Source organism: Shewanella sp. 433 (assembly GCF_059338565.1).
This window is the reverse complement of the sequence record NZ_CM181703.1, coordinates 3,661,901-3,677,716: the sequence shown is the minus strand read 5'-3', so window position 1 is coordinate 3,677,716 and position 15,816 is coordinate 3,661,901. Positions and strand designations below refer to the sequence as shown.

12 protein-coding genes are annotated in these 15,816 nt (G+C 49.8%); 4 read left to right on the top strand and 8 right to left on the bottom strand.

All coding sequences use genetic code 11. The features are described 5' to 3' along the window. Positions 1–471 precede the first annotated feature (471 nt). The 3 genes from AC5YB1_RS16295 to cydC all read left to right on the top strand — a co-directional run bounded on the left by AC5YB1_RS16295 (position 472) and on the right by cydC (position 4,607). Positions 472–804 carry a DUF3622 domain-containing protein gene (locus AC5YB1_RS16295; RefSeq protein WP_475515888.1) on the top strand — a complete coding sequence of 111 codons (333 nt, stop codon included), beginning with the start codon at positions 472–474 and terminating at the stop codon, positions 802–804. A gap of 183 nt (positions 805–987) precedes the next feature. After that, the gene (gene cydD, locus AC5YB1_RS16290) at positions 988–2,805 is read left to right on the top strand and encodes a heme ABC transporter permease/ATP-binding protein CydD (protein ID WP_494520025.1); all 1,818 of its coding nucleotides are present in this window, start codon (positions 988–990) and stop codon (positions 2,803–2,805) included. An 11-nt stretch (positions 2,806–2,816) separates the two neighbouring features. Next, positions 2,817–4,607, top strand: coding sequence for a heme ABC transporter ATP-binding protein/permease CydC (gene cydC, locus AC5YB1_RS16285; RefSeq protein WP_494521662.1), 1,791 nt, complete (start codon positions 2,817–2,819; stop codon positions 4,605–4,607). A gap of 167 nt (positions 4,608–4,774) precedes the next feature. Here the strand turns inward: cydC and putA are convergent, their stop codons facing one another. The 4 genes from putA to AC5YB1_RS16265 all read right to left on the bottom strand — a co-directional run bounded on the left by putA (position 4,775) and on the right by AC5YB1_RS16265 (position 11,203). Next, positions 4,775–7,954 (bottom strand): bifunctional proline dehydrogenase/L-glutamate gamma-semialdehyde dehydrogenase PutA, encoded by a 3,180-nt coding sequence (putA, locus tag AC5YB1_RS16280; protein WP_494520024.1) that lies wholly within the window; start codon positions 7,952–7,954, stop codon positions 4,775–4,777. 485 nt (positions 7,955–8,439) lie between these two features. Next, positions 8,440–9,015 carry a TIGR04211 family SH3 domain-containing protein gene (locus AC5YB1_RS16275; protein WP_494520023.1) on the bottom strand — a complete coding sequence of 192 codons (576 nt, stop codon included), beginning with the start codon at positions 9,013–9,015 and terminating at the stop codon, positions 8,440–8,442. A gap of 214 nt (positions 9,016–9,229) precedes the next feature. Continuing rightward, the gene (locus tag AC5YB1_RS16270; protein WP_494520022.1) at positions 9,230–10,498 is read right to left on the bottom strand and encodes an inorganic phosphate transporter; all 1,269 of its coding nucleotides are present in this window, start codon (positions 10,496–10,498) and stop codon (positions 9,230–9,232) included. Positions 10,499–10,522: 24 nt separating this feature from the next. Further along, entirely contained in the window at positions 10,523–11,203 is a 681-nt protein-coding gene (locus AC5YB1_RS16265; RefSeq protein ID WP_110455915.1) for a TIGR00153 family protein, read from the bottom strand. A gap of 253 nt (positions 11,204–11,456) precedes the next feature. Here AC5YB1_RS16265 and AC5YB1_RS16260 point away from each other — a divergent pair, with 253 nt between their 5' ends. Beyond that, positions 11,457–12,941, top strand: a complete 1,485-nt coding sequence (locus tag AC5YB1_RS16260; RefSeq protein ID WP_494520021.1) for a CYTH domain-containing protein — start codon at positions 11,457–11,459, stop codon at positions 12,939–12,941. 118 nt (positions 12,942–13,059) lie between these two features. Here the strand turns inward: AC5YB1_RS16260 and AC5YB1_RS16255 are convergent, their stop codons facing one another. The 4 genes from AC5YB1_RS16255 to AC5YB1_RS16240 all read right to left on the bottom strand — a co-directional run bounded on the left by AC5YB1_RS16255 (position 13,060) and on the right by AC5YB1_RS16240 (position 15,772). Continuing rightward, a complete protein-coding gene (locus tag AC5YB1_RS16255; protein WP_494520020.1) occupies positions 13,060–13,893 on the bottom strand; it encodes an ion transporter in 834 nt (277 codons plus the stop codon). A gap of 67 nt (positions 13,894–13,960) precedes the next feature. Then, entirely contained in the window at positions 13,961–14,293 is a 333-nt protein-coding gene (locus AC5YB1_RS16250; protein ID WP_494520019.1) for a hypothetical protein, read from the bottom strand. Between the two features lie 65 nt (positions 14,294–14,358). Further along, on the bottom strand, positions 14,359–15,003 hold the full coding sequence (locus AC5YB1_RS16245; protein WP_494520018.1) for a hypothetical protein: 645 nt from the start codon (positions 15,001–15,003) through the stop codon (positions 14,359–14,361). Between the two features lie 82 nt (positions 15,004–15,085). Beyond that, positions 15,086–15,772 (bottom strand): PspA/IM30 family protein, encoded by a 687-nt coding sequence (locus AC5YB1_RS16240; RefSeq protein WP_494520017.1) that lies wholly within the window; start codon positions 15,770–15,772, stop codon positions 15,086–15,088. Positions 15,773–15,816: the final 44 nt, after the last annotated feature.

Here is a 15,816-nt window from a genome sequence, read left to right as displayed (position 1 = left end):
AATCGCTAATTATTCGCTAAAACATGGCGAATAAATGTGCAGGCATGGGAGCCATGGGCTATCAATGGCTGGGTGGAAGTATAGCGTTTAAGTGGTACGTAAGACACCTTGTGTGGTTAAGGGGTCGTTAAGGCACCTGTAATATCGAGCGTCGGCTGTAGATGACTAGGCCGTTAGGCGATATATTTAGCTGGGCTTAGCGTCGCTAAAAATGAGGGGCAGTATGTCATTAAACATAACTTTAATAATAACTTAGGCTTATACTTGCCTTGTGTTAGTACTTTTTGGGTTATTAAAATTGACCCCTTAGTTAAATTGATTAGTATTATTCACTCGCTCATGATTGAGTTTTGTGCAAAGGAGACTACAATAGCCGCCTTTCGGGCAAAACCCATCGCGGGCCTCGCCCAACCGGTGGTAGATATTTAGACACTCGAAGATCTATGCCTTTACTTATGTTAGGACTGAATCATGTTAAAAGATAAAAAGTATGCCCTTCGTGTTGTTGAAACCGAAAAAGGCTGGAGTGCACAAGTCACTCGTCGTATGACTGCGCGTAAAACCGTGGTTTCTAAGTCAAAAGCTGGCTTTGCAACCGAAGCGGAAGCGACAGAGTGGGGCAATGCCGCACTGCAACAGATCGTTGAAAACCTAATGGTACGCAATCAGCGCCGCGCTAAGCAGCGTGAAGAGCGTACCGAAGCGTTAGCGGCAAAAGAAGCGGCAGCGCAAGAGTGGCGTGACGCGCATCCAGATGCCGATGCAGATGAAGATGACGACGAGATCTATATCAAGCAAGATTAAAGCTTGTTATTGATATATCGCCCTAAAAGCCAGCCATAAGTGCTGGCTTTTTTGATCTAGCTCAATTTTTGTGAAGCGCCTAACATTTACGCTCGCCCCTGTTTATTAAGCTCCCATTGCCTGCGATACTTCATGGATTGGCAATATACGCCGTTACCCTCGCCTCAATGTCGTCGGAGCCCCATGGACAAAAGCTTAGAAAAAGTGCTTTCCCGTTGGTTGAAACAGCAAAAATCAGCCTGTGGCATCTACCTTAACCTCACTGTGTTGTTTGGCGTATTGACGGGCCTAGCCTTAGTGGTACAAGCCTATCTGCTGGCCACCATGTTGCATGGCATGATTATCGAGTCGCAGCCCAAAACCGATTTCATCAACCATTTTTATCTCCTCATCGGCATCATAGCGCTTAGGGCATTATTGGCCTATGGCCGCGAGCGCGTAAGCTTTAAAGCGGGCTGTTTGCTGCGCGGGCAGATCCGTAAAGCGGTGCTGGATAAGTTAACCCAACTGGGGCCTGTGTTTATAAAAGGTAAGCCGGCGGGTAGCTGGGCCAGCATTGTATTAGAGCAGGTTGAAGATCTGCATGACTTTTACGCCAAATACCTGCCACAGATGCTGCTGGCGGGCTTTATCCCGCTGACCATTTTGGCGGTGGTGTTGCCGATAAACTGGGCCGCGGGCATCATCTTGCTGGCAACGGCCCCGTTAATTCCGCTATTTATGATCTTAGTGGGCATGGGCGCTGCCGATGCCAACCGTAAAAACTTCACCGCCTTGTCGCGTTTAAGTGGCCACTTTATGGACCGCCTTAAAGGCATGAGCACCATTAAGCTGTTTTATCGTGGCGAGCGTGAGATCAAAGCGATTGAAACCGCCTCCGAAGAGTTTCGCAGCCGCACTATGGCGGTGCTGCGTATGGCCTTTTTAAGCTCAGCCGTGCTGGAGTTTTTCGCTGCAGTGTCGATTGCGGTATTGGCGGTGTATTTTGGTTTTAGCTTTCTTGACCATCTCGATTTTGGTCATTATGGCGCTGGCCTTACCCTGTTTACCGGTTTATTTGTGCTGATCTTGGCCCCCGAGTTTTATCAACCGCTGCGGGACATGGGCACGCATTATCACGCTAAGGCGCAGGCCATCGGCGCGGCAGAAGCGTTAATGGCCTTGCTTAATCATCCCGAGAGTGGCTGTGGCGATAACAATAGTGGCGATAACGGCGATAACCATAGTGGCGGCAATCAGGGGGTGCCGTTTGCCTCTCATCAGCCGCTGAGTATTGTGCTGCAAGATGTGACCGTGCGTAGCCTCGATGGCCAAGTGTTGGCCGGGCCGCTGAGTGTGACGTTAGCGGCTGGGCAACGTATGGCGTTGGTGGGGCCTAGCGGGGCAGGCAAAAGCAGTTTACTCAATATGTTGCTCGGCTTTTTACCCTATGAAGGGTCGGTGTTGGTCAATGGCATCGAGCTGAATACACTCGACAGAGTCAGTTATCGCCGCCATTTGGCCTGGCTGGGGCAAGAGCCGCAGCTGTTTCATGGCACGGTGCGCGATAACGTGGCGATGAGTAATATCGAGATGAGCGACGCCTGCGTACTGGCGCTTTTGGACAAGGCGCAGGTGAGAGAGTTTGTCGACGCGCAGCCGCTCGGGTTAGCCCATCCCATAGGGGAGCAGAGTGCCGGGGTATCGGTGGGGCAAGCTCAACGCTTGTGCCTTGCTCGTGCGATGGGGCAAGAGGCGCAGCTTTTGTTGCTTGATGAGCCTACCGCCAGTTTAGACAGTCACAGTGAGCAAGCGGTATTAGTGGCACTGGATGAGGCGATGGCAGGCGCGAGCGCCTTGATGGTGACTCATCGTCTAGATTCTCTGCAGCAGATGGACAAGATAGTGGTGTTAGACAAGGGGCGCATTGTGCAGCAGGGCGATTATCAGACCTTGGTAAGCCAGCAGGGGCTATTTCGGGAGCTGTGCCATGAGCAGGCTTTAAGCGAGGCATTGTCATGAAACGTAAAGGGATAAGCCAACTGTTGCCGTTTTTAAGGCTGTTTAAACGCCAATGGCTGATGATGGGCGTTGGCCTGTTGTTAAGTATCACCACCTTGATGGCTGGCATTGGCTTGTTATCGCTGTCGGGCTGGTTTCTCTCGGCCACGGCGGTTGCAGGACTCTCGGTGGCGACCGCACAGGCGTTTAACTATTTTACCCCCGCAGGTGGCGTGCGATTTTTATCCATCGCCCGCACCGCCAGTCGCTATGGTGAGCGCCTTGCCACCCATGAGGCCACCTTTAAATTACTGACCGAGCTTAGGTGCTGGGCATGGCGCAAGTTGATGCCGCTGAGCGCGAGCGATCTTCAGGCGGTGCGCGGTGGCGATCTGCTGAATCGTTTAGTGTCAGACATTGATACGCTCGATCATCTCTATTTACGCTTAATCACTCCCATGGCCGCCTCGCTGTTGATGATTGGCGCCTTATACCTGTTTTTGGGCTGGTTTGATGCCACCTTAGCGCTCACCCTGTGCGGCGTGTTATTGGCCTTATGGTGTTTATTGCCGTTGATCTTTTATGCCTTAGGCCATCGCCCGGGCATCGCCCAGCTTGAGGCAAAACGCGACTTTAGAGTATTAATGCTCGAATATGTGCAAGGTCAGGCCGAGTTAACCCTATTTGGTGCGCTACCTCGGTTTCGCGCTGAGCTTGATAGGGCGCAGACAAAGTTGTTTGCCAGCCAAGCGGCGATGGCCAATGTCACTGCACTGAGCCAAGCGGCGTTGGTCTTGTGTCATGGGCTTGCCGTGGTACTGCTGCTATATATGGCGGCCGATGGGGTGGGTGAACATCTGCCACCTGGGCCCATGCTGGCGCTAGTAGTCTTTATGACACTGGCTTGTATCGAGATGTTGATGCCGCTAGCGGCAGCGTTTCAGCACCTGTCTGCGTGTGTGATGGCCGCCGAGCGAGTCAATGAGGTGGCGCTGCAATCGCCTAGCATCATCTTCGATGAGCAGGCAGAGCATAGAGTCACCCACGGCGCGTTAAGCTTGCAGCAGGTCGATTTTGCCTATACGGCAGATAAACCAGTACTCAAAGGAGTTGATCTAACCCTGCAGGCTGGCGACAAGGTGGCGCTGCTGGGGCAAACTGGTTGTGGCAAGTCGAGTTTGTTGTCATTAATCACTCGTCAGTGGCAGCCGCAAGCGGGCTGTATCATGCTCGATGGGGTGCCTATTTCAGCCTACAGCGAAAAACAACTGCGCCAAGGCATGACTGTGGTGAGCCAGCGTATCTACCTGTTTGCCGGAACCCTGCGCGATAACTTAACCTTAGCCCAGCTCGATACGCAAACGGAGATCCAGACACAAGGCTTAAGCCGTGCAGCCAGGCGTGAGGCGCAGGCGGCCAATGATAAGCTGCTCGTTGAGGTGCTCAATAAAGTGGGCTTAAGTACCTTAACTCAAGGTGATAAGCCACTGGATACTTGGATTGGTGAAGGCGGGCGGCAGTTGTCTGGAGGGGAGCAGCGCCGTATTGGGGTTGCCAGAGCGCTATTGCGTGACGCGCCGTTATTGCTGCTTGATGAGCCTACCGAAGGGTTAGATCAACGCACCGAACGTGAGATCTTGGCGCTGTTATTTGAATTTGCTCAAGATAAAACCTTGTTGATGATAAGCCACCGCCTAACTGCGATGGCGCAGATGGACTGTATTCATCTGATGGAAAATGGGGCGATCCGCCAAAGTGGTAGCCATCAAATGCTGCTGCAACAGGATGAATACTATGCCAGTTTACAACGGCGCTTAGTGTAAACAAGGCTTGCTTAAGCCGGCGATGAGCCGTTAAGCTGACAGTAAAAAGCCAGTTGCATTGCAACTGGCTTTTTATTTATCTACTTTTTATTTATCGTCGCCGACACCTTACGATATCGGCTAACTTGTTCATTTGCCTACTTACGCTATGGGATACGCTAATGGTATTAGTCATCACTATCGCCCAGTGATAAGAGGGTCGCATTGCCACCGATGGCGGTGATGTTATTGGTGCGGGTCTTTTCGGTCACAAAACGGGTTAAGTAGTGTGGGCCACCGGCTTTAGGGCCTGTGCCCGACAGGCCTTGTCCGCCAAAAGGCTGCACGCCAACGACAGCGCCAATTTGGTTGCGATTGATATAGACATTACCCACATTAACCTTGTCGGCTAAGGCGAGGGCATGGCTTTCGTTACGGCTATGGATCCCCAGGGTGAGACCAAATCCGGTTGAATTGATCTCATCAATAACCTTAGGTAAATCGGCAGCCTTATAGCGGATAACATGTAGGATAGGCCCAAAGTGCTCTTTTTCTAACACTTTAATCGAGTCAATTTCTACCGCAATCGGCGCCACAAAGTGGCCATTTTCGGTGCCAGATGGTAACTCAAGCTGGTTAATCAAACGGCCTACTTGCTTAATGTGATCGATATGGGCATTAAGGTTGGCCTTGGCGGTCGCATCGATCACCGGCCCGACATCTGTCTTCACCGAGTTGGGATCGCCAATGGTTAACTCATTCATCGCCCCTTTGAGCACATCAATAACACGATCGGCGATATCTTCTTGTAAAAACAGCACTCGCAGCGCCGAGCAGCGTTGTCCTGCACTGGTAAAGGAAGATGACACCACATCATTAACCACTTGCTCTGGCTGCGAGGTTGAGTCCACTACCATGGCATTTTGGCCACCAGTTTCGGCGATTAGCGGAATGATGGCCCCTTCGCGCTGGGCTAAGGTTAGGTTGATGCGCTTGGCCGTGACGGTTGAGCCTGTGAAGCAGACGCCCCCTATGCGCTCATCGGCGGTGATGGTCGCGCCAACGCTAGCACCCGTGCCAGGCAGGAACTGTAACACCTCTTTGGGGATCCCCGCTTGATGCGCCAGCTGCACCGCGCGGTAGCCGATAATTGAGGTTTGTTCGGCAGGCTTAGCCACCACAGTGTTACCCGCAGCAAGCGCGGCGGCAACTTGACCTAAGAAGATGGCTAGCGGGAAGTTCCAAGGGCTGATACACACAAAGACGCCGCGACCTTGCAAGAACAGCTCATTGAGTTCACCCGTTGGGCCAGGCAGCAGTTCAGGCTTGGCCATCATCTTCTTGGCTTGCACCGCGTAGTAGCGACAGAAATCGACCGCTTCGCGCACTTCATCGATACCGTCTTGAATGCTCTTACCCGCTTCACGGGTACATAAAACAATCAACTCTTCGCGGTGTTCTTCTAATAGATCCGCTAGCTTTTGTAACGCGTTGGCGCGCACTTCAACGGGCGTTGCACACCATGAACTAAAGGCGCCGTGGGCACTGGCGAGCGCATGTTCTATGGCGTGGCTGTCGGCAAAGGCGACGGTGCCGACCACCTGAGTGGTGTCATAGGGGCTGAGCACTTCTATGGTGTCACCCGTTAGGGTTTCGCCATTGACCAGCGGGCCCGCGCTCCAGCGCTTGTCTTTAAAGGTGTCTAGCGCCGCGAAAAATGGCTCAGATTCCGAGATGATATTCATATTGAGTCCCTTAGAGTTTTTACGTTCGGCGCCAAAAATATCGGCTGGCTGAACAATTTTATTATTGGCTAGGGTGTTGTAGTTTTGTAGGGTCGTCAAAGGATGGACAACCAAAGAGTCGATGGGGGTTTTAGGGTCCACCAGTTTATGCACAAACGAGGTGTTGGCGCCATTTTCTAGCAGGCGACGCACCAAGTAAGGTAGCAGATCTTTGTGGGCACCAACGGGCGCATAGATACGCACTGTGCTCACGCCAGCTTCGGCCAGCAAGGTGTCATACAACTCTTCGCCCATGCCGTGCAGACGTTGAAATTCATAGAGGCGATCGCCCGCCATATCGGCAATGGCCGCGACAGTTTGCGCATTGTGGCTGGCAAACTGCGGATAGATGGCGCCGCGTGTGGCATCTGACAACAAATAGCGGGCGCAGGCAAGGTAAGAGACATCGGTGCCTGCCTTACGGGTGTAGAGTGGGTAACCGCCTTCACCTGCCATTTGTGCCCATTTTAGCTCGCTGTCCCAGTAAGCACCTTTCACTAAGCGCAGTGGGATCTCATCGCCTTGATCTTTCGATAGGCGCGTTAGCCAGCACAGTACCGGCAGGGCGCGTTTAGAATAGGCTTGCACGACTATGCCTAACAGGCCCCAGCCTTTGGCGGCGTCTGAGTTATACAGCTTTTGGAACAGCTTGAGCGACAGCTCTAAGCGGTCGGCTTCTTCGGCATCGATAGAGACGCCAATATTGAGGGCGCGTGCTTGCTTGATTAATTTGATAACGGTGTCGTACAGCTCGGTGAGTGTGCGATCTTCGTTAGCGACTTCATAGCGTGGATGCAGCGCTGACAGTTTAATAGAGATGGTTGGACGCGGCGCTTGGCTTTCATCGTACTCTTGCTCGCCCAAGGCGGCGATAGCACTAGAATAATCGTCGAAGTATTTTTGCGCATCTTTCATGGTGAGCGCCGCTTCGCCGAGCATGTCGTAGCTGTGGGTATAACCTAGCTTACGTTTATCGACACTGTTTTTTAGGGCTTCTTTAACGGTGCGACCTAATACAAATTGCTTGCCCATGATCTTCATCGCTGCCAGCATGGCTTGGCGGATCACAGGTTCGCCTAAACGGTTAACTAAGCGGTTGAGTAGGCTACTAGGCTTACCATCAATCTCTTTATCTAGGTTGACGATTTTACCCGTTAGCATCAATCCCCAAGTCGAGGCATTGACTAAGGTGGAGCCACTCTTATTGAGGTGTTCGTCCCATTTCGCCCCTGAGAGCTTGTCTTCAATCAGTGCGTCGGCGGTCTCGGCATCGGGGATGCGCAGCAAGGCTTCGGCGAGGCACATCAAAATAATGCCTTCTTGAGTCTCTAAGCTATATTGCTGCAAAAAGGCATCGATACCGACCATCAGGCCTTTTTTATCGTATTGACGTACCTTGCTGACTAGGTCGTGAGCACGCTGGGTGACGCGCTGGATCTCTGCTTCACTGGAAGGCACCAGTTGGATCAGTTCTGAGAGGTATTGCTCTTCATCGACAATATAGTTGTGGGTGATCGCTTCAAAAAGCTCATCTAGGGTAGCTGAGTCATAACGACCAGTCAGAACTTCACTTGCTTTGAACATAGTAGTAACTTCCACCTGGACCTACATTAGGGACAGTTTTGGCTTGAACAAAAGGTCTGTTTAAAAGGCGTTTGGTCTTATTTTTGTATCCAATCTGGCGCCTTCGCGCGCCGATTATACATTCAAAATGTGACGAGGAACACCATTGTGAAAACTAATGTGATCCTTGTTTGAAATGATGTAAATAGATGGTGTGCTATGCCCAGCTTGTATGGGTTTAGTTAGTGAGTGGTAATTGCACTGCGTTTGAAATCAACTGTAAATGGAGTGTTAAATACGGTCTGTTTTGTCGTGTTGACCTTAATCGCTATGGTGTCTGCTGCAATCCATTTGTTGTCATCGCGGGCTGGCGTTATCGCAGCGGCTGACAAGGTGGCTTTGTGCTGCTCAGATGTGGTAACTCCCTGACATTTGGCTATCAAAAAGTGTAATGCACAAAAAAGCCAGCAGCCTAGCTGCTGGCTTTTTTAAAGCGCTAATAGTTATTACCAACGATTCTTCTGGCGACGACGTGGTCTTGGCAGGTAAGCGATGATCACCCCAAGAATTAAGCCGATACCGGCAATCATACCGCCTTGCTTGAGCTGTTCGAAACGCTCGTTGTTTTGGATTTTTGCTAGCTCGCGTGTGGCGCTGTCGCGTTCGCTACTGGCTACGGCAAGCGCTTGCTCACTGTTGGCAAGCTGAGAGCGAAGTTGACGGATAAGTTGAGTGCTGTTGCTGCTTTCATTGGTCAAGGTATCGAGTTCAGTTTGTACCTGAGCCAGTTTGGCTTCGACTTCGGGTAATTGCACTCGAAAGCTCTTGCTAGTCATGACTAGATTACCATCTACCCAACCCTCACGGCCTTTGTGGTCGATAATTTTAACGTAGTCGCCTTCAGTCTCACCTAAGTAAGTGATGGCTTGCCCTGCTTCTATACTGCCTAAAATACGGAACTGAGTGCCGGGGCCGCCATGAAGGAAGATGTAGACGTTATCTGAAATATAACGGGTTTGTTCTGCTGCCGAAAGCGTCGCTGACAGCAACATCAATGCAACGATAGATAGGAGTCTTAACACTTTGAGTTCTCTTCAACGAAATATTGCCACATGCTAGGGATTTCACGGTCTTTTTGCAAGGGGTGGCGAGGCTGATATTTTGTCAAATGACGACAGAGATCAATCATGGTGTGTGGTTGTAGGCTCTGTGGCTATGTAGTAGGCCCATGTGGCGGCCATAAAAAAGGAAGCCTTAAGGCTTCCTTTTAGTGGTGCTATCAATACTATCAAGCGATTAGCCGAAAATACCCTTGATGGTAAAGAAGAAGATGATCGATAGACCCGCACCAGCAGGTAAAGTGACCACCCAAGATACCACGATGTTACGTACCACACCGATATTGATAGCGGCAATACCACGTGCCATCCCCACACCTAATACTGCACCCACTAAGGTTTGCGTGGTAGAGATAGGTAAACCGGTGCCCGAGGCGATAACCACGGTAGATGCGGCTGCTAGCTCGGCGGCAAAACCACGGCTAGGAGTAAGGTGGGTAATATTTTTACCTATGGTTTGCATAACGCGCTTACCAAAGATAGCCAGACCCATCACAATACCCACGGCACCTAAAGGTAGGATCCACCATACCAATGGGGCTTTGCTGCTGATCTCACCGCCACTGTTGACCACAGAAACAACCGCGGCCAGTGGGCCAATGGCGTTAGCAACGTCATTAGAGCCGTGCGCAAATGCCATACAACAAGCGGTAACCACCATCAAGATGGCGAACACTTTCTCAACGTTACCAAACTGGGTTTGACGATCGGCTTTGTCGCTCATCTTCAGACGTTTAATCGCCACCATACCGCCAAGACCAACAAGGATGGCAATGCCTATGGCTAATGCATAAGACTCAACATCACTGAAATGCAAACCAACGTGCTTTAGCCCTTTCTTGATGGTCACAAGTGACATGACAAAGCCAGCTAAACCCATGTAGAACGGCACATAACGTTTAGCATTTTCAAGCGGATTTTCGGTATTGAAAATCAACTTTTGTACGCTTTGGAATATCATAAAGGCGATAAAACCGGAGATGGCTGGCGTGACCACCCAAGAGCCCACAATGCCAAACACCTTACCCCAAGCCACTGAGTCAGCACCCACTCCGACCGAGGCAAACCCCACTATCGCGCCCACAATTGAGTGAGTCGTCGATACTGGCCATCCTAATGCCGAGGCAACCACTAACCAGATACCTGCAGCTAATAGCGCCGCAATCATGCCGTAAACCAATAACTCGGGTGAGTCGACAAAATACGCTGAATCGATGATCCCTTTTCGAATCGTGCTGGTAACTTCACCGCCGGCAAGATAGGCGCCAGCGAATTCGAAGATCATTGCAATAATGATCGCTTGTTTAATGGTGATCGCGTTTGAACCTACAGAGGTTCCCATTGCATTGGCGACATCGTTTGCGCCGATACCCCACGCCATTAAAAATCCAAATGCGGCCGCAATAGCAATAAGCCATGGGCCGTTGGTGACTAATACATCAACCATGTTGATACCTTGATAACTTGTTTTTTAGACGCGAGCTAACATTAGCTCTAAGCGAGAACCGACGCGCTCAGCAAGATCTGCTAAGTCACCAACCCACTCAATTATCTTATAAAGGAACATCACATCGATAGGATTTAGCTCATTTTCAATGCTAAATAACTGGCGACGGATTTTGATTTGTAGATCATCTGTGTCCTCTTCGATTTGGTCGAGTTCACTGATCATCTTAGCTACAAGATCGACTTCACGCCCACGAAAACCTGTTTCTAGTAGGTCGTCGAGTTCGTTAATGGCTTCCTTAGCCTGCACAACAGCATCAATACAGCGTTGTAAATAGGCGGTGAAGGGTTCTTGTATAGCTGCGGGGACAAGTAGTTGACGGCCAATGACGCGGCCTGAAATGTCTTTCGCCTTATTAGCGATCTTATCTTGCTGGGTAAGTAGCTCCAGTAAGTCAGTTCGTTCAACTGGCATAAACAGGCCACCAGGAAGAGTCAGACGGATCTCTCTTTTAAGATCATCCGCTTCACGTTCCGCTTGGCTAATTTGCTTACGAAGTTGAACGGCTTTGTCCCAGTCACCTGCGACAGTTGCTTCAAAAAATGGTACAAGTATCGACGCACAATAGTGCACTTTATCGATATGCTCTTGTAACGGTTTGATTGGCGATTTTGCAAACACGCCCAAAATAGAGTTTACTGGCATTGCCGTGTACCTATTTAGGTTATTCCACTGTTGGAAAATGCGGGCGCATGTTAACCCAAGCGTCCACGTATTGAAACTGTGTTTTTATATAAAAACTGACAGTTTTTATTCTAACGAGTTATATAGAAACTGCAAAGCGTAATCCTAAAGTGCTTTTGTGACAGCAATATTACATTATGACGTTTTCATTAAATAATAATGAAAGCTGCATTACAGAAGCGAATTTATTAATCAAAAAGTGAGCAATTGGCGAATGGTAGCCGAAATAGAACTTAAACTATTTTTCCCACAAAAAGAACGACAAGCCTTGGTGTCACTGCTAAACAGTTTACCTCATAGTGAGTCAAAAGGCGTAAAACATCTCAGTAATAGTTATTTTGATACCCCAGACTTACAGCTGCGGCAATGGGACATGGGGCTGCGTATTCGCGGTTACGATGGCCATTATGAGCAGACTATCAAGACTGCGGGCAGTGTTGTGGGCGGAGTGCATTCTCGCCCCGAATACAATATTGATATCGATCAACCTAAGGTCGATTTATCACGCTTCCCGCCTAAAATTTGGCCAGCAGGTGCTGACATCGATAAAGTGCAGCGCCAATTAAACTCGCTATTTGATACCGATTTTAGCCGGATGATTTGGCATATTTATCTGCAAGATAGCTTGGTTGAGGTGGCCTTAGATATTGGCACTATCACTGCCAATGGTGTCAGTGAACCTATATGTGAAATCGAGTTTGAGCTGCTTGCTGGCCAGACGCAGGCGTTATTGACATTGGGCGAGCAAGTCACCGAGCAGGTCTCTGCGCGTTTGGGGCGAGCCAGTAAGGCGCAGCGAGGGTATCGCTTGGCCGCGATGGCAAGCCCACAGCAGTTAGAGGCGCTTGATGTTATCGCCTTAAGCGATAAGGCAACGCCAAAACAGGCATTATTAACTGTGCTTAGTATTGGGCTGGAGCGTTGGCAATTGCTTGAAGCCATGGTGTTAGCGTCCACCGAGTGTGTTGAGCAACCAGAACTGGTATATCGGCTGCGCGCCTGTATCAGGCTGCTGCGCTCTACTTTGATGTCATTTGGTCTGTTAGATGAGCCCTTATCACAGGCTTTTGCGCGCATAGAGCAACATCTGGCCCCAGTGGATACAGCTTTAGGCTACAGCACCTTATTAACTCAAAGCGACACTCTGTTAGCGACGCTGCCGCAGATGGAGGGGGTTGAGCCATTAATCACCGAGGCTTTAGTTGCACTGGATTTACCCGGCATGATGCAAACTATGTTGGCAGATACCAATTATGGCCATCTGCAGCTCAAGTTGGTTAACTTATTATTTGCCTATCGCGAAGGCTTACTGCCGCTTAATCTCTCGTCTGAGCTGGTGCAATTTGCCAATATCCAGCTAGAAGATTCATGGCGGCAAGTGAGTACTATGATGTCGTCTGAGACGGCATTAAACCGTGATGACTTGCTCTCGCTGGGTAAGGCGTTAGAGCAAAGTCACTTAGTGGGCATCGCTTATGGCGACTTGTATCGCGTCAAATCAAGAGCGCTATTTAACGCTCCTTGGCATGATTTAGCCCAAGGGATCAGCAGCTTAATTGCCTACCAATGTTTAGCAAAGCTGGCTAAGGCGCACAATGTGGCGATTCAGCCTTGGCTCGATGAGCAACAACAGAGCTTATTGGTGGCGATGGAACATTCGCGCCGCTCAGCCCTTAAGGTAACGCCTTACTGGCGTTAATTCCGGCTAAGGCTTGGTGTCAGCGCTTGGGCTCCCAAGCCTTAATTGGGCTTATGTTGGCATTGGCGGTGTTGAGCTTTGTGGTTTAATGCTGATATGGCTGGCCAACCCCTTAGCATTAACCATGTTGGCTATCTGGGGGGGGACTATCTTGTTTGAGCGACTTGTCTTGCTGGAGCTGTTGTTTAAGTTCAGCCACCTCTTGTAGCAGTATGGCTTGGTTTTGCTCCATTCGTTGCAGGGCATGATGAAGATCACTACGAATTTCTTCGCTCTGAGTATCTAACTTTTCTGACTCATCGGGAGCGATAAAAATCGAGGCCATATAGCCCGATATCACCCCGAAAAAGCTCACACCACACACTATGACTAGACCGCCGATAAAGTGGCCTATGGTGGTGACCGGATAATGGTCGCCATAACCTACGGTGGAAATAGTTACCAGCGCCCACCAGATGGCCTCTTCAGCGGTATGGATATTCGACCCAGGCTCGCCACTTTCTACAATTAATATCAATACTGAGGCGAAGGTGAGTAAGGTGACCAAGGCCACTAGTAGGCTAGCAAGCGTCGCCTGACGTCGCTGTTTCATCATGGGCACAATGATTGAGCGGGTCATTCTGAGTAGGCGAATCACCCGTAAGATCTGAAATAACCTTGCCATGCGCAGCGGTTCAATCGCCGGGATACTGGCAACAAGATCGATCCAATTGTGTTTGATATAGTGACGCTTATCGTCGGCGCGAAACAGATTGATGAAAAAATAACTGATGAAAATGGTGCAAATACTGGCATCGACAAATAATAGCAGTCGGCGAGTTTCAGTGTCGAGCTTGGCAAAAGTGAGCATCAATACCACGACCACAGAGATTAATGATAGCGCCATCATGGCTAGCTGAAACGGTGATGGGGCCTGCTCCATTGGCGGTAACCAACGTTTTTTCTCTGCCATAAAATGGTTCCCTAAACGGGACGCAGGTTAATCTCGCGCCCTTTTGTGTTGTATATGAGACACAATCTTATTCGTTTTCTCCAACAAAATGAACCAAGTCATCCAACACCCGGCGTTTTATTTCCAGCTGTTCGTTAGGGGGCAGGTTGTATTTTTGCGCCAGTAGTTGGTAATCATCTAGGCTGAGCGATACCGTGAGTCTTGGACGTTTGGGGCGTTTAGTGACCGATAATCCTAAGATAGTGCGGATTTGATCCGAGGGGCTAACCCCAGCATCCAGTGCCGCTTTTCGGATGGAGTATTGAAACTTTTCATCTAGATCGAATGCCACTTGCGTGGCCTTGGCGGCCTTTTGGTTTTGTAACCACTGCTCCGGGAGCGGTTGTTTAATTTTACTCATCTATCGTTACCTCTGCTGGGCGGCAAGTCGCTAAGGGGGCTGCGGATTTAGCGCTGCTGCGCTTATTACTTGCCTGGCCAGTATTCACGAATATCACTCAATGGGCGATACAGGGTCAACATGACATCGGTCTCACCGCCTTCATAGACCTCGACTTCAATGCCATAACGTTCTTCATCGTCGAGTAGTTGATACAGCTCAAATGGCTCACCACTATTAGTATCTTCGTCTTGGGGAGGTGTCATGCCACGATAATCTTGACGGTGAAAATAGCCAAATTGGGCAAAGTTAATCTGATGATATTGGCTGCCTAACCAAGCGTTCAGTGATTCAGGTGCTGTGGGCAGTATATTGAGGCTTGCCTGAACATCTTCTTCAAAAATATCACTAAATTGGTCAAGGTCGACAATTTGTTCAACTTGGCTGCGGGTGATTTTTAGGGCAAAACACAGATGAGTTTCATCATCTTCGTCGAGTGATAAAAACAGGGTTTCACTGCCATGACCTTTTAACACCCATTCGGTCGATTGTCGACGTTCAAATTCATAGGTGTTGACCGCTTCGACACGCAGTTGTTGGCCGCGCAGTTGTTCGGGCAGGGCAAAGCTGTCATCGAGGGTGATCATATCGCCAAGCTGGAGATGATTGGGGTGGCTTAGTTGACGTGGCGCTGGGGCTTTTTTACTAAAGAGCCCTTTTAAGAATCCCATGAGATACTCCTAACACTAACGAAAATGGCTAAAAGCACCTTAAGGCAAGCCCCAAAGTGCTTTGTAGCAAACTTAACAGCGATTACTTGCGCGCTTTAAGGCGTTCGAGTACCGCATTGGCATTGGATTTCTGTTCGCCAATGCCCGCTTCGGCTAATTTGGCCTGTAGCGATTTATCACTGTTCTCTTCGGCTAAGGTTTCAGAGGCCTTTAAGCGATCGTCAAACTGTTGTTGACGTGCTTTAATGCGCTCGAGTGAATCTTTAGCGTTCAGTAGTTTTGAGTTGCTGCTGGCAAATGAGTCGGTAATGGTTGCCGTGGCTTTTTGTACACTCTCAGTGGTTTTAACCATGCTGAGTTGGCGCTGATAATCTGCCAGCTGGCGCTCGGTTTTACGCACTAACTCTTTGAGTCGGGTCGCATGAGCACTAAAGCTATCGTTAGCCGTCTGCTGTTCGGCAAGCTCTTGGTCTAGTTGGGCTATCTTCTCGGCCACTTCTAGCGCCAGGGTTTCATTGCCTTTTTCTAGCGCCTGAGTGGCATAGCCTTCATGCTCGGCGACAGCGCGTTTTAGACGGTCGATTTCGCGGCTAGCATGCATCTCTTTAGCCATCACATCGGTTAGCTCACGCTTAGCCTTAGTGAGGTGCTTTTCTGCATCGCGGATCTCTTGCTCAAAAATACGCGTGGAGTTGGCATCAACAATGCTTTGGCCCACTTCGGTCGCGCCGCCGCGAAACGCGGTTAAAATCTTATTTAGAATGCCCATTATGAGACTCCTCTACAGTGTAATCGTGTGCTAAAAACCGAATG